Here is a 14,505-nt window from a genome sequence, read left to right on the forward strand (position 1 = left end):
AGCCTCCTCTACCATCGAATGAAGCGGGCAATACGCGTTGGATGCGCGGAACGAACACAGGTTCATTGTCGGGGCCGCTTTAATCCCTGGCGACCGGTCGGGCAAGGTGCCATATCACCCTAGTACCTTTGGACTAACACCGCATATCCCCCAAGGTCGTATTGCATAATTCTTGAATCATCGTAACCACTGATGAAACATCCAGCCACAAGGAGAGCGCCATGGACCTGTTCGGCCAGGCCGATGACGACACGGCACCACTCGCCTACCGCATGCGGCCACGCCGCCTGGAGGACTACGTGGGCCAACCGGCTCTGGTGGGCCCCGGCAAGCCGCTACGGCGCATGGCAGAAACAGGCACGGTTCGCTCGATGATTCTCTGGGGCCCTCCGGGGGTAGGCAAGACCACCCTGGCTGATATCCTTGCCACGGAATCCGGCTCCCGGCTTGAGAGGCTCTCGGCGGTAATGGCCGGGGTCAAGGATATTCGCGAGGCGGCATCCCGAGCAGAGGTGGCGCGGGGGCAAGGCCAGCCGACGCTGATGTTCCTCGATGAGATTCACCGCCTCAACAAGAGCCAGCAGGATGCCCTGCTGCCCCACGTGGAGTCGGGCCTGCTGACACTGATCGGCGCCACTACCGAAAACCCCTCCTTCGAAGTCAACTCGGCGCTGCTCTCTCGGGCGCGCGTTCACGTGCTCAAGCCCCTCGACGAAGCCGAACTGATCACCGTGATGCGCCAGGCCCTGGGCGACAACGAACGCGGCCTGGGCAGCCGCCATATCACGGTCGATGACGAGATTCTCGGCATACTCGCCCGGGCCGCCGCCGGCGATGCCCGGCGCGCCCTGGGCCTGCTCGAGACGGCCTGCGACTTCACTGTCGCCGATGGCGATCACGAACGCCTGCCCCGGGAAGCGCTGGAGGCGGTGATGGGCCATCAGGCCAGCGCCTTCGACAAGCAGGGCGACTACTACTACGACCTGCTATCGGCCATCCACAAGTCAATCCGCTCCTCGCGGCAGGACGCCGCCCTGCTCTACATCGCCCGCTTCATCCAGGGCGGTGGCGACCCGCTGGACGTGGTTCGCCGGCTGGCCGCCATCGCCTCGGAGGACGTGGGCAACGCCGACCCTCGCGCCCTGCCGCTGGTCATCTCCGCCTGGGACGCCTACCTGCGCCTGGGGGACTACGAAGGCCAGCGTGCCATTGCCCACGCCGCCATTCATCTCGCCGTGGCCCCCAAGAGCAACGCCATCGACCAGGCATGGCATCGTGCCAAGGCGTTCGTGGCCGCCCAGCCGAGCCTGGAGGTGCCCGGCTACCTGCGCAATGCACCGACCAAGCTGATGGAGTCGCTGGGCCATGGCCAGGGGTATCGCTACGCCCACGGCGAACCGGAAGGCTACCCGGCGGGCAGCGCCCACGACTGCTGGCCCGACGGTCTGCCCCGCCAGCCGTTCTACCAGCCCAGCGATCACGGCCAGGAGAAGCGCTACGCCCAACTGATGGCCTGGCGTGCCGCGCTGGATGCCCAGGCCGATGAAAGCGGAGCGTGAGCGCGCGGACAGGTGACAGAAGAGAAGCGATAGAAAATGAGCCAGAAACAGCCGCGCCGCCTCGAGGGCGGCGCGGTTGCATCATGGGCTCCTGAAGGGCGATCAGTGGGTGTCGCGGATCACATCGGTGCCGTCAGGAATGTCGAAGGTGAAGCGGCTGTCATCGATGGACTGGTTCAAGCGCACGTCACGAAACTCGATGGCGGTACGCTGGCCGGTGCTGTCGGTCATTTCCAGCCCCCGCAGCTCTTCGCCGCGGAAGGTCATCTCCAGCTCCTCGAACAGGGTGTCGGGCGACTTCGGCACCAGCCGGAAGACCTCGTTGCTGCCCTGCTGCTGGCGCGTCACGTCGTAATTCTCGGTCAGCTCACTGGCACTGCCGGAGAGCAACAGCGCCGGCGTGTGTGTGACTCTCTGATCCAGCGCCTGCACGGTGACCTGCTCGAGGTCGGGGTCGTAGAGATAGACTTCGCTGCCATCGGAGATAACCTCCTGCTGATAGGGGGCGTCAACCTCCCAGCGGAACTTGCCGGGGCGCGACAGCCACATGGTGCCATTCGCCTGCTGCAGGCGCTGGCCGCTGCCGTCGAGGATCTGCTGCTCGAAGCTGGCCTGGTATGTCTCCAGTGGCTCCAGCATCGTGGCCAGGCGATCCGCACCTTCACTGGCAAGGGCGGCAACCGGCAGTGCAAGCGTCATGGCCAGTGTGGCAAGGGTCTTCTTTACAGTCATTAGCGCTATCTCCCTAAGCAGGGTCCGTATGTGGAATCCTGTCAATCGGACCCGATCAGCGCCGGCGGGTTGCATGGCCGCCGGCGCTTTCACGTTTGATGCATGTTTGGACGAAACCGGCATCAGTTCCCCACCGGCGGTGGTGCCAGCACTTCGCGAGCGCCATTGGTGCCCATGGAAGAGACCACGCCGGCCGCCTCCATCGCCTCCACCAGCCGCGCGGCCCGGTTGTAGCCGATCTTGAAGCGGCGCTGCACCGCGGAGATCGAGGCGCGCCGGGACTCGGTGACGAACTGCACCGCCTCGTCGTAGAGCGCGTCCTGCTCGGCATCGCCGCCCTCGCTGCCCTCTGCCTCCAGGCCCGTCAATGCCTCCGCCGAGACCCCACCGGAGAGGATCTCCTCGATATACACGGGCTCGCCGCGGCGCTTCCAGTCTTCGACAATGCGATGCACCTCGTCATCGTCGACGAAGGCGCCATGAACCCGGGTCGGCAGGCCGGAGCCGGCTGGCAGGTAGAGCATGTCGCCGTGACCCAGCAGGTTCTCGGCACCGCCCTGGTCGAGGATGGTGCGGGAGTCGACCCGCGAGGAGACCTGGAAGGCCATGCGGGTGGGTATGTTGGCCTTGATCAGGCCGGTGACCACGTCCACCGAGGGGCGCTGGGTGGCAAGTATCAGGTGGATACCGGCGGCCCGCGCCTTCTGGGCCAGGCGGGCGATCAGTTCCTCGACCTTCTTGCCCACGATCATGAACATGTCGGCAAATTCGTCGATCACCACCACGATGTAGGGCAGCTTCTCCAGTACCGGGGGCGGTTCGTGCATCTCCCAGGGCTGAGGGTCCCACAGCGGGTCGGCCACCTGGGCGCCCGCCCGCTCCGCCTCGTCCAGCTTGCCATTGAAGCCGGCGATGTTGCGCACCCCCATGGCTGCCATCAGCTTGTAGCGGCGCTCCATCTCGGCCACACACCAGCGCAGCGAATTGGCAGCTTCCTTCATGTCGGTGACAACCGGCGCCAGCAGGTGCGGAATACCATCGTAGACCGAGAGCTCGAGCATCTTGGGGTCGACCATGATCAACCGCAGCTCCTCCGGCGTGGCCTTGAGCAGCATGGAGATCAGCATGGCGTTGACCCCCACCGACTTGCCCGAACCGGTGGTGCCGGCCACCAGCAGGTGGGGCATCTTGCCCAGGTTGGCAACGACAGGGCCACCGCCGATGTCCTGCCCCAGCGCCATGGTCAGCGGCGAGGCTTCCTGCTGGTAGCGATCGGAGTCGATCACCTCCCGCAGGCGGATCATGGCGCGATGAGGGTTGGGGATCTCGATGCCCACCGTTGGCCTACCGGGAATCACCTCGACGACCCGCACGCTCTTGACCATCAGCGAGCGCGCCAGATCCTTGGCCAGGTTACTGATCTTGGAGACCTTGACCCCGGCGGCCGGCTTGATCTCGAAGCGGGTGATCACCGGTCCGGGCCAGGTATTGACGACCTCGGCCTTGACACCATATTCGCGCAGCCGGGTCTCGAGCAGCTCTGCCATGTCGGTCAGCTGCTGCTCCGTATAGTTCTGCTGGTGCGGCTCCGCCGGCGTCAACAGGCGCAGGCTCGGCAGCTCACCATCCGGTTCGGCCAACTCGTCGAACTGAGGACGCTGGCTCTGCAGGTGCTCCACCGTCCATAGCGTGGGCCCATCAGGCTGGGCCGCCGCGGCGCGGGCCTGTTCGGCGGTGGCGACACGTCCCTCGCCCTGCGGCTCCTCGCTCGGCGCAGCATCGCCAGGCTCGTCTGTCGAGGGCTCCGGGGGAGCAATCCCCTCTCTTGATGTAGCCGCCTCCTGCCAGGCTCGCAGGCCGGCCGCCTGATCGGGATAGCCTCCGGCCCGTTCTGTACCTGACCCGGCCTCAGGCTCGGTCAAGGCCGGTCCACTCTCATTCTGATCATCGACCAGGCTGTCCCAACTTAAGCGCGGCTCCTTCGCCTCCTGCCGCTCATCGGGCTGCCAGTCACTGAGCCCCGGCTCACGCCGTGACGTACCCGCCGCCCCTGCCTTCTCCTGTTCCGGCCGGGGACTCTGTGGGTCGTCAATGGAGGTCGTCGCCTCGACAGGAGCATCCCGCTGATCGTTGCGCGCAGTATCGCTATCGGCCATCGGGGCCTTACCCTCCGTGGCCCGCAGCGGCATGGAAACCGATGCCGGCTCGTCATGACGACTGGCACTCAGGGGATAGGAACCCGCAGCAGCAGCCGAAACGGCCCCCAGGGAGGGCTCCGGAGGAGAAACCGACGCTGGACCAGCGCCTTGCTCATGCGCCGCTTCACGAGCGGTATAGGCGGCTTCAGGCCGCTTTGCCGATGGCGTCCGCTCGGGCACTTCCCACGGAATATCGGTTTCGCCATCGTCGCCGAAACCGGATGACAGGCTGGGTTCACGGGATGCGGCACTGCCAATGGCCGGCTCCACCCCACCGCCGCCCCAGGGCAGCAGCCGTCGCCAGCCACGCCGGCCGGGTGACGACACCCTATCCCCCTCGTCCGCTGCCGATTCGTCAAACGGTTCCTCGTCGTTCGACACCTCGTCGTGATCGCGCTCGGCACGCCGAGCCTCCTGGCGCTCCCGAACCAGGCCAAAAGGGGTGGCGGCCCAGCGCCAGAGCTGCAAGGCACGATGCCCCAGCTCATCCATCACCGTCAGCCATGACAGACCGGTGAACAGCGGAAAGCCGCAGAGCATCGCCGACAGGGCGAGCAACCCCGTGCCACCGGTATCGACCAGCGGCATCATTGCGCCCACCAGCCCCTCCCCGAGGATACCCCCGGACGCATAGGGCAACTTGCTCTCGGGACTGTAGAAATGCAGCGCCCCCAGGGTGGTCGTGCCAAGCAGCAGCAGCACCAGCCCCCCCAGGCGCACTGCGACACCTGTTGCATCCCACTCGATGCGAACCTTGCGCGAACGGATCAGCCACCAGCCGGCAAACCCCAGCATGCCGGGCCACCAGAGGGCACTGGCCCCAAACAGTGAGTAAAGCACGTCAGACAGCCAGGCCCCGATGGGCCCCATCCAGTTGTCGACGCCGGTTTCCGGCCCGCGATGGGACCATCCGGGGTCTGCCGGCTCATAGCTGAACAGCGCCAGCAGCAGGAACACACAGCCTGCCAGGAGCAGGATGATCGCACCTTCGCGGGCTGCGCCGTGCAGGTGGAGTCCCATGCGCCTTGCCGTCTGCCGGGCATTCTCCGCCGTCGCGCGCCGGGGCACGCCCTTTTCCTTTGCACTCAACTCGCCAACCCCCTCGCGCCGCACCTGGCGGCGCCTTTCAGAAGCATTCGTATTGCCGGTTTCAGCCGCTCATCATACCGGGACAGCAGGCCTCGGCACAGTAGCCGTGGCCTTTGCTTGAGGAAGAGTCGCTCCACCGTCAGACTAGATGCAACCTAACGACAAGGAGCGCCGCAGCATGCTGCCCTGGCTTCCCGAACAACCGGTTAGCTTCCCCCCCGTGTCACAGGCGCTGCGTGACCCGGATGGCCTGCTGGCAGCTGGCGGCGCCTTGACGCCCCAGTGGCTGCTGACCGCCTATCGGCGCGGCATCTTTCCCTGGTACAGCGATGATCAGCCTATCCTGTGGTGGAGCCCGGATCCTCGCATGGTGCTCTTTCCCGACGCACTACGCATCAGCCGCAGCCTGGCCAAGCGATTGCGCAATGGCAATTTCCGGGTAACCTTCAACCGTGCCTTCCTCGAGACCGTCGATGCCTGTGCCGCCCCCAGGCCGGGCCAGCCCGGCACCTGGATCACCCGGGAGATGCGTAACGCCTATCTGCTACTTCACAGGCTGGGCTACGCCCGCTCCGTGGAAGTGTGGCAAGGCCAGCGACTGGTCGGCGGACTCTACGGTGTGGCCCTGGGTCCGGTCTTTTTCGGCGAGTCGATGTTCTCGATGACCCGAGATGCCTCCAAGGTAGCTCTGGTCCATCTGGTACGCGCCATGCAAAAAGGCAATGGTCGACTGATCGATTGCCAAATGCATACTCGTCATTTAGCCAGCCTGGGGGCTTGCGACATCGCCCGCGCCGAATTCATCGGCTATCTTGAAGAGTGCCTGGCGAAACCGCATTCGACCAGCGGCGACCACCCGCTACCCGACTGGCCGCTGCCCGAAGACGACTCCTGCGCCGAGACTACACCCGCTTGCACATAGGGAGCGACCGAAGTGAGCAGCAATACGCCTCAGCACCCGGTACGGGATCTGCGCTTCTTCCTGACCGTGCCTCACGCCTGCAGCTACCTCGAAGGCCACGAAGCGACGACGCTTTTCCTGGATCCCCAGGAGTCCCATAGCCAGGGCGTTTACGATGCGCTTGCCCTGCTCGGTTTCCGGCGCAGCGGGCGCCATCTGTATCGCCCGCATTGCGAGGGCTGCAGCGCCTGCCTCTCGGTTCGCATTCCGGTGCAGGACTTCCAGCCCAGCCGCAGTCAGCGCCGCATTCGCCGTCGCAACACGGACCTTCGCTTGATCGAGCGACCTGCGCAGTTCGATGCGGAGCACTATGCGCTCTACGAACGCTACATATACGCCCGCCACAGCGATGGCGACATGTTCCCGCCAAGCCATGAACAGTACCGCACCTTCCTGACCCTGGACGAGGACTACTCACGGCTGCTGGAATTCCGACTCGGCGATCAACTGCTGGCCGTATCCGCCTTCGACCATCTTGAACACGGCCTTTCTGCCATCTATACCTTTTTTGACCCCGATCCGCAGTGGTATCGCCGCTCCCTGGGCGCCTATGCCGTTCTCAGCCTGGTGAAGGAGGCGTACCTGCGGGATCTACCCCATGTCTACCTGGGGTACTGGATCCGGAATTGTCGCAAGATGGCCTACAAGGAAGCATACCAGCCCCTGGAGATACTCGACGGCCGACATTGGCGGCGCACGCTTCCCATCGCAAATGTGTCTTCGAAGTAAGGCCTTCTTTGCCTTGACGCCCAGCTTGCGGCACAATACCGCGCTATCTGTCGGCACAGCAGCCTGCCTGCTGTCGTCGAGTGAGGCTTCGGGCCGTCCGGCACGGTCAGTGGAAGTCATCGTAACCATCAGCGAGGAACCGCCTATATGGCACGTGAAGACCATATCGAAATGGAAGGCGTCGTCGTCGATACCCTTCCCAACACCACCTTCCGCGTCGAGCTGGAAAACGGCCACGTCGTGACGGCCCATATCTCCGGCAAGATGCGCAAGAACTACATTCGTATTCTCACCGGTGACAAGGTCAAGGTCGAACTGACCCCCTATGACCTCACCAAGGGACGTATCGTCTACCGCTCACGCTGATAGCGCCAGGGCACCCTTTCGCACGATAACGGCTCCCCGCGCACGACAACGCCCCGTCCGAAGACAGGGCGCTGTGTCGAGCGGGTGCTAGCCTTGCCCCATCAAGGGGCGTCGGCCAACTCCGCCTCCGTGGAGAGGTGCAGTTCGCCATCCTCCACGCTGACATGCACGATCCCGCCATGCTCTGCCAGCTCGCCAAACAGGATCAGCTCGGCCAGTGGCTTCTTCAGTCGCTCCTGGATGATACGGGCCATTGGGCGCGCGCCCATGCTCGGATCGTAGCCCTTCTCAGCCAGCCAGTCGCGGGCTGCCATGTCCACATCCAGCTGGACCCGCTTCTCGTCGAGCTGCGCCTGTAGCTCCACCAGGAACTTGTCCACCACGCTGCGCACCACGGAGGTTGGCAGGGAGTGGAACTGGATGATGCCATCGAGCCGGTTGCGGAATTCCGGCGAGAAGGTCTTGCGAATCACCTCCATGGCATCGGTGGAGTGGTCCTGGGACTGGAAGCCGATGGAGCGTCGTGCCTGCTGCTCGGCCCCGGCGTTGGAGGTCATGATCACGATCACATGGCGGAAATCCGCCTCACGCCCGTTATTGTCGGTCAGCCGCCCGTGGTCCATGACCTGCAGCAGCAGGTTGAAGACTTCCGGGTGCGCTTTCTCGACCTCGTCGAGCAGCAGCACGCAGTGGGGCTGCTTGGTGATCGCCTCGGTGAGCAAGCCGCCCTGGTCATAGCCGACATAGCCCGGCGGGGCACCGATCAGCCGTGACACGGTGTGGCGCTCCATGTACTCGGACATGTCGAAACGCACCAGCTCGATGCCCATGATGCGTGACAGCTGGCGTGCCACCTCGGTCTTGCCCACCCCTGTGGGGCCGGCAAACAGGAAGCTGCCCACCGGCTTGTCGGGGGACTTGAGGCCGGCACGAGAGAGCTTGATCGCCGCGGAAAGGCTGTCGATCGCCTCGTCCTGACCGAACACCAGCATCTTTAGATCGCGATCCAGGTTCTCGAGCAGCTTGCGGTCGGAGCTGGAGACGCTCTTCGGCGGAATCCGCGCGATGGAGGCCACCACCGCCTCGACCTGGTCGACGTCGATGGTGCCAATGCGCACCTCCGGCGGCAAGAGCCGCTGGTGTGCGCCGGCCTCATCGATCACGTCGATGGCCTTGTCGGGCAGATGACGATCGTTGATGTAGCGATCCGCGAGCCGAGCCGCGCTCTCCAGGGCCGCATCGGTGTACTTGAGCTGGTGATGCTCCTCGAAGCGCGAACGCAGCCCCTTGAGGATGCGGATGGTGTCATCCACCGAGGGCGCTAGGACATCGACCTTCTGGAAACGGCGCGCCAGAGCCCGATCCTTCTCGAAGATACCGCGGAACTCCTGGAAGGTGGTGGAGCCGATGCAGCGCAGCTCACCGGAAGAGAGCAGCGGCTTGAGCAGGTTGGAAGCGTCCATGACGCCACCGGACGCTGCCCCGGCACCGATCACCGTATGGATTTCGTCGATGAAAAGGATGGCATTGGGTTGCTTCTTGAGTTCTGCCAGCAGGCTCTTCAAGCGCTTCTCGAAGTCGCCGCGATACTTGGTGCCGGCCAGCAGGGCACCCATGTCCAACGAATAGACTACCGCGTCACCGATGACCTCAGGAACGTCCTCCTCGACGATGCGCTTGGCCAGACCTTCGGCAATGGCTGTCTTGCCGACGCCGGCCTCACCTACCAGCAGCGGGTTGTTCTTGCGCCGCCGGGCCAGGATCTGGATGACGCGCTCCAGCTCATGCTCGCGCCCGATCAGCGGATCGATCTTGCCGATCCTGGCCTGCTCGTTGAGGTTGGTGGCATAGCCGGTCAACGGATTGGTACCGTTCTCCGTGCCGCCCTCTTCCGCTTCTTCGGAGTCCGGCGGCGGCGAGGAGGGGCTGTGGCCATGGCCGGCCACCTTGGATATGCCGTGGGCGATGTAGTTGACCGCGTCGACCCGCGCCACATTCTGTTGCTTCAGGAAGTAGACCGCCTGACTCTCCTGCTCGGAGAAGATCGCCACCAGCACATTGGCACCGGTGACTTCGCTCTTTCCCGAGGACTGCACGTGGAACACAGCCCGCTGCAGTACGCGCTGGAAGCCCAGAGTCGGCTGGGTTTCACGGTCGTTCTGATCCTCGGGAATCAACGGAGTGGTGGAGTTGATGAAATCCTGCAGGTCGGACCGCAGCTTGTCGAGGTTGGCCCCGCAGGCTCTCAGCACATCGGCTGCGGAGGCGTTGTCAAGCAGAGCCAGCAGCAGGTGCTCCACGGTCATGAACTCGTGCCGCTTGGAGCGGGCCACGGTAAACGCCGTGTTCAGGGTCAGTTCAAGTTCTTTGCTCAGCATGGCAGTCCCCTTCTCGCCGCTTAGGGCTTGCATCGGATCTTTCGTGGTCCGGCATCATCAACATCGGGCACAAACGCCGCCGTTGCAAGTCTCTTCCTCAACGACTGCCAATCTATTCCCGCTTCGACCATGTCCGGGAGTCAGTCCGCCGCCTCGATATCGCAGAGCAACGGGTGCTGACACTCTCTTGCATATTGATTGACCTGGTGACTTTTTGTTTCCGCAATGTCGCGGGTAAATATGCCGCAAGTGGCCTTTCCGTGGGTGTGAACCGTCAGCATCACCTGCACCGCAGTCTCACTGTCCATGCGGAAGAAGCTCTGAAGCACCTCCACCACGAACTCCATGGGGGTGAAGTCATCATTGTGCAACACCACCTTGTACATCGGTGGACGCGCCACCTCGGGATCCGAGGACTGGACGGCAAGATCATCGTCCCCCTCTTCCTCGGGGCGGTCGTCGTGGCGTGGCGGCCGAGTCATGCCGGCAACACTACCGACCAGCCTCCACGCGTTCGGTTCTTCTGTCTTGAACATAAAAGCCACTTACCATCTCGACAAGTCGGCCACACGAGGCATCTCGGATATCTTTGGACGCCACTGAGCCGACAGGGTTCATGGTTCTGACGGAAATGGTGCTGACACAAAAGGCCCTCGCCCGCCAGGCGGCGGGCGAGGGCCCCGGGTACTCGCCGAGCCGCTTACATGTTGTCGGCGACGGCCTGGCCGAACTCGGAGCACTTCAGGAGTTTGGCATCGTCCATCAGGCGATGGAAGTCATAGGTGACCTCGCCCTTGGAGATCGCCTTTTCCATGCCCTTGAGGACCAGATCCGCAGCTTCGACCCAGCCCATGTGACGCAGCATCATCTCGGCGGAAAGGATCAGCGACCCCGGGTTGACCTTGTCCTGGCCGGCGTACTTCGGCGCGGTGCCGTGAGTTGCCTCGAACATGGCTACGGTGTCGGAGAGATTGGCACCCGGCGCGATGCCGATACCGCCCACTTCCGCTGCAAGAGCATCAGACAGATAATCGCCGTTGAGGTTCAATGTGGCGATGACGTCATACTCGGCCGGACGCAGCAGGATCTGCTGGAGCATGGCGTCGGCGATGACGTCCTTGACAACGATGTTCTTGCCGGTCTTGGGATTCTTGAACTGCATCCAGGGGCCGCCGTCGAGCAGCTCGGCGCCGAACTCTTCCTTGGCGATCTCGTAGCCCCAGTCCTTGAAGGCACCTTCGGTGAACTTCATGATGTTGCCCTTATGCACCAGGGTCAGCGACTCGCGGTCGTTGTCCACAGTGTACTGCAGGGCCTGGCGCACCAGACGCTTGGTACCTTCAACGGAGACCGGCTTGACGCCGATACCGCAGTTTTCCGGGAAGCGGATGTTGGTAACACCCATTTCTTCACGGAAGAACTTGATGACCTTGTCGGCTTCGGCGGAACCGGCCTTCCATTCGATACCGGCATAGATATCTTCGGAGTTCTCGCGGAAGATGACCATGTCGACGTCGCCGGGCTTCTTCACCGGGCTCGGCACGCCCTCGAACCAGCGAACCGGACGCTGGCAGACATAGAGGTCGAGCTTCTGGCGCAGGGCGACGTTCAGGGAGCGAATACCACCGCCCACCGGGGTGGTCAGCGGGCCCTTGATGGAAACCACGTAGTCCTTGACGGCTTCCAGGGTCTCTTCCGGGAGCCAGGTGTCGGCATCGTAGACCTGAGTGGCCTTCTCACCGGCGTAGACTTCCATCCAGTGAATCTTGCGCTCGCCGTTGTAGGCATGCTGTACGGCTGAATCGATGGCAATCTTCATCGCCGGTGTCACGTCGACACCGATACCATCACCCTCGATGAACGGGATGATCGGCTCGTTCGGCACGTTCAGGGTGTTGTCAGCGTTGACGGTAATCTTTTCGCCGCCTTCAGGTACGACAATTTTCTGGAACCCCATTGAGAACTCCCCTGTCTGGTCTATTCAGTGGAGCGCGGAGTATAGCATCGACCACCCCACCCGGCCCATAACAGACGCCTCCACATAAAGGCTACTGTCCGCCGAGCGGCGGACGGTAGCCGGAGGGCCCACCCGGAAAAGGCGGTGCGACACGCTCAGCGCGATACCTTCAATCCCGGGCAACCAGCGCCAGGGCGTCATTCAACGTCTTGCTCGGACGCATGACAGCGCGGGCCAGCTCGGGATCGGCATGGTAGTAGCCCTTGATATCCACCGGCTGCCCCTGGACGCCGTTCAGCTCCTCAAGGATGGTCGCCTCCTTGGCCTCCAGGACCTCGGCCAGGCGGCCGAACAACCCCTTGAGCTCGGTATCCTCGTCCTGGGCGGCCAGTGCCTGGGCCCAGTAAAGGGCCAGGTAGAAATGGCTGCCCCGGTTGTCCAGCTCGCCGACCTTGCGTGAGGGCGACTTGTTGGATTCGAGGAACTGGCCGGTGGCCTTGTCCAGGGCATCCGCCAGCAGCGCCGCCCGGGCATTGCCATACTGCTTGGCGAGGTGCTCCAGGGAAGCAGTCATGGCCAGGAATTCACCGAGGCTGTCCCAGCGCAGGTGGTTCTCCTCGAGGAGCTGCTGCACGTGCTTGGGTGCCGAGCCACCGGCCCCGGTCTCGAACATGCCGCCACCGGCCATCAGGGGCACGATGGAGAGCATCTTGGCGCTGGTGCCCAGCTCCATGATCGGGAACAGGTCGGTTAGGTAGTCGCGCAGGATGTTGCCGGTCACCGAGATGGTGTCGAGGCCTCGGATCACGCGCTCCAGGGTATAGCGCATGGCCCGGACCTGGGACATGATCTGGATGTTGAGACCGGTGGTGTCATGATCCTGGAGGTAGGACTTCACCTTCTTGATCAGTTCGTTCTCGTGCGGGCGGTAGGGGTCGAGCCAGAATACCGCCGGCATGCCGGAATCGCGGCAACGCTCCACCGCCAGCTTGACCCAGTCGCGGATCGGCGCGTCCTTGACCTGGCACATCCGCCAGATATCGCCCTGCTCGACGTCCTGGGACAGCAGTACCTCTCCGGTCTCCAGGTCGGTGATATTGGCGACACCGGCCTCCGGCACCTCGAAGGTCTTGTCATGGGAGCCGTACTCCTCCGCCTTCTGGGCCATCAGGCCGACATTGGGCACGGTACCCATGGTGGCCGGGTCGAAGGCGCCGTGCCACTTGCAGAAGTTGATCATCTCCTGGTAGATGCGGGCGAAGGTGGACTCCGGAATCACCGCCTTGACATCCTTGAGGCGGCCGTCAGCGCCGTACATCTTGCCGCCGGCGCGGATCATCGCCGGCATCGAGGCGTCGACGATCACATCGCTGGGCGAATGGAAGTTGGTGATGCCCCGCGCCGAATCCACCATGGCCAGCTCCGGACGCTGGTCGTGGCAGGCGTGCAGGTCGCGGATGATCTCCTCACGCTGGCTCTCGGGCAGGGTGGCGAGCCTGTCGTAGAGGTTCCCGATCCCGTTGTTGACGTCGACCCCCAGCTCATCGAACAGGGCTCCGTGCTTCTCGAAGGCTTCCTTGTAGAAGATCTTGACGCAGTGACCGAACACGATCGGGTGCGAGACCTTCATCATCGTCGCCTTGACGTGCAGGGAGAACATCACGCCGGTCTTGCGGGCATCCTCGATCTCCCGCTCGTAGAACTCGCACAGCGCCTTCTTGCTCATGAACATGCTGTCGATGATCTCGCCTTCGAGCAGCGAGACCTTGGGCTTCAGCACCAGGGTCTGGCCGCTGTTGGTGATCAGCTCCATCTTCACGTCGCGAGCGCGATCCAGGGTCATCGACTTCTCGCCGTGGTAGAAGTCGCCGCCATGCATGTGCGACACATGGGTCCGAGATGCCTGGCTCCACTCCCCCATGTGGTGGGGATACTTGCGGGCGTACTCCTTGACGGCCCGGGGCGCGCGGCGGTCGGAGTTACCCTCGCGCAGCACCGGGTTGACGGCACTGCCCTTGGTCTTGTCGTAGCGCGCCTTGATCTCACGCTCTTCGTCGCTGTTCGGCTCGTCCGGGTAGTCCGGCAACTTATAGCCCTGCCCCTGCAGTTCCTTGATCGCCGCCCGCAGCTGCGGCATGGAGGCACTGATGTTGGGCAGCTTGATGATATTGGCTTCCGGCGTCTTGGCCAGAGCACCCAGCTCGGCCAGGTGATCCTCGACGCGCTGCTCGTCGGTAAGATAATCGGGGAACTGGGAGAGAATCCGAGCCGCCAGGGAGATGTCCCGGATCTCGACGTCGACGCCGGCTGCGTCAGTGAAGGCGTCGATGATCGGCAGCAGCGAATGGGTCGCCAGCGCAGGCGCTTCGTCGGTGAACGTGTAGATAATCTTCGGCGTTTTTGACATGTTGGCTTTGATCTCTCTGGTCACTGCGGTGGCAGGAAACTGGAACGGTTGCGCGCGCTCACGATGTCTGGAACGGCGGACCCGGCGTGCTCAACCTACGGTTCTCTATTTTCATTTGTATGGCGGGGA

Annotated in this window: 10 protein-coding genes; 4 read left to right on the top strand and 6 right to left on the bottom strand. The window is 63.5% G+C overall.

All coding sequences use genetic code 11. The features are described 5' to 3' along the window. Positions 1 to 221: 221 nt before the first annotated feature. Positions 222 to 1,559: a replication-associated recombination protein A gene (locus LOKO_RS13155; protein WP_066450201.1), complete on the top strand. Its 1,338-nt coding sequence runs from the start codon at positions 222 to 224 to the stop codon at positions 1,557 to 1,559. Between the two features lie 102 nt (positions 1,560 to 1,661). Here LOKO_RS13155 and lolA read toward each other — a convergent pair whose 3' ends face one another. Both lolA and LOKO_RS13165 read right to left on the bottom strand, forming a co-directional pair. Continuing rightward, the gene (lolA, locus tag LOKO_RS13160; protein ID WP_066450202.1) at positions 1,662 to 2,291 is read right to left on the bottom strand and encodes an outer membrane lipoprotein periplasmic chaperone LolA; all 630 of its coding nucleotides are present in this window, start codon (positions 2,289 to 2,291) and stop codon (positions 1,662 to 1,664) included. A gap of 122 nt (positions 2,292 to 2,413) precedes the next feature. Further along, a complete protein-coding gene (locus tag LOKO_RS13165; RefSeq protein WP_083517732.1) occupies positions 2,414 to 5,509 on the bottom strand; it encodes a DNA translocase FtsK in 3,096 nt (1,031 codons plus the stop codon). Between the two features lie 247 nt (positions 5,510 to 5,756). Here LOKO_RS13165 and aat point away from each other — a divergent pair, with 247 nt between their 5' ends. The 3 genes from aat (at position 5,757) to infA (ending at position 7,634) form a co-directional block, all read left to right on the top strand. Continuing rightward, positions 5,757 to 6,500, top strand: coding sequence for a leucyl/phenylalanyl-tRNA--protein transferase (aat, locus tag LOKO_RS13170; protein WP_066450209.1), 744 nt, complete (start codon positions 5,757 to 5,759; stop codon positions 6,498 to 6,500). 12 nt (positions 6,501 to 6,512) lie between these two features. After that, a complete protein-coding gene (locus LOKO_RS13175; RefSeq protein ID WP_066450213.1) occupies positions 6,513 to 7,268 on the top strand; it encodes an arginyltransferase in 756 nt (251 codons plus the stop codon). 147 nt (positions 7,269 to 7,415) lie between these two features. Beyond that, complete coding sequence (gene infA, locus LOKO_RS13180; protein WP_010627817.1) at positions 7,416 to 7,634, top strand: translation initiation factor IF-1; 219 nt, start codon at positions 7,416 to 7,418, stop codon at positions 7,632 to 7,634. Positions 7,635 to 7,735: 101 nt separating this feature from the next. Here the strand turns inward: infA and clpA are convergent, their stop codons facing one another. The 4 genes from clpA to LOKO_RS13200 form a co-directional block, all read right to left on the bottom strand. Next, complete coding sequence (gene clpA / locus LOKO_RS13185; RefSeq protein WP_066452353.1) at positions 7,736 to 10,012, bottom strand: ATP-dependent Clp protease ATP-binding subunit ClpA; 2,277 nt, start codon at positions 10,010 to 10,012, stop codon at positions 7,736 to 7,738. Positions 10,013 to 10,152: 140 nt separating this feature from the next. After that, positions 10,153 to 10,548, bottom strand: coding sequence for an ATP-dependent Clp protease adapter ClpS (gene clpS / locus LOKO_RS13190; protein WP_066450215.1), 396 nt, complete (start codon positions 10,546 to 10,548; stop codon positions 10,153 to 10,155). A 164-nt stretch (positions 10,549 to 10,712) separates the two neighbouring features. Continuing rightward, positions 10,713 to 11,969, bottom strand: coding sequence for an NADP-dependent isocitrate dehydrogenase (icd, locus tag LOKO_RS13195; RefSeq protein WP_066450220.1), 1,257 nt, complete (start codon positions 11,967 to 11,969; stop codon positions 10,713 to 10,715). A gap of 169 nt (positions 11,970 to 12,138) precedes the next feature. After that, a complete protein-coding gene (locus LOKO_RS13200; protein ID WP_066450223.1) occupies positions 12,139 to 14,376 on the bottom strand; it encodes an NADP-dependent isocitrate dehydrogenase in 2,238 nt (745 codons plus the stop codon). Between the last annotated feature and the right edge of the window lie 129 nt (positions 14,377 to 14,505).

Origin of the sequence: Halomonas chromatireducens, from assembly GCF_001545155.1 — a bacterium.
Lineage (GTDB): Bacteria > Pseudomonadota > Gammaproteobacteria > Pseudomonadales > Halomonadaceae > Halomonas > Halomonas chromatireducens.

Bases quoted from the DNA above. Each gene is read 5' to 3' on its own strand.
- LOKO_RS13155 (WP_066450201.1), top strand. From the start codon at position 222: ATGGACCTGTTCGGCCAGGCCGATGACGACACGGCACCACTCGCCTAC.
- lolA (WP_066450202.1), bottom strand. From the start codon at position 2,291: ATGACTGTAAAGAAGACCCTTGCCACACTGGCCATGACGCTTGCACTG.
- LOKO_RS13165 (WP_083517732.1), bottom strand. From the start codon at position 5,509: ATGGGACTCCACCTGCACGGCGCAGCCCGCGAAGGTGCGATCATCCTG.
- aat (WP_066450209.1), top strand. From the start codon at position 5,757: ATGCTGCCCTGGCTTCCCGAACAACCGGTTAGCTTCCCCCCCGTGTCA.
- infA (WP_010627817.1), top strand. From the start codon at position 7,416: ATGGCACGTGAAGACCATATCGAAATGGAAGGCGTCGTCGTCGATACC.
- clpA (WP_066452353.1), bottom strand. From the start codon at position 10,012: ATGCTGAGCAAAGAACTTGAACTGACCCTGAACACGGCGTTTACCGTG.
- clpS (WP_066450215.1), bottom strand. From the start codon at position 10,548: ATGTTCAAGACAGAAGAACCGAACGCGTGGAGGCTGGTCGGTAGTGTT.
- icd (WP_066450220.1), bottom strand. From the start codon at position 11,969: ATGGGGTTCCAGAAAATTGTCGTACCTGAAGGCGGCGAAAAGATTACC.
- LOKO_RS13200 (WP_066450223.1), bottom strand. From the start codon at position 14,376: ATGTCAAAAACGCCGAAGATTATCTACACGTTCACCGACGAAGCGCCT.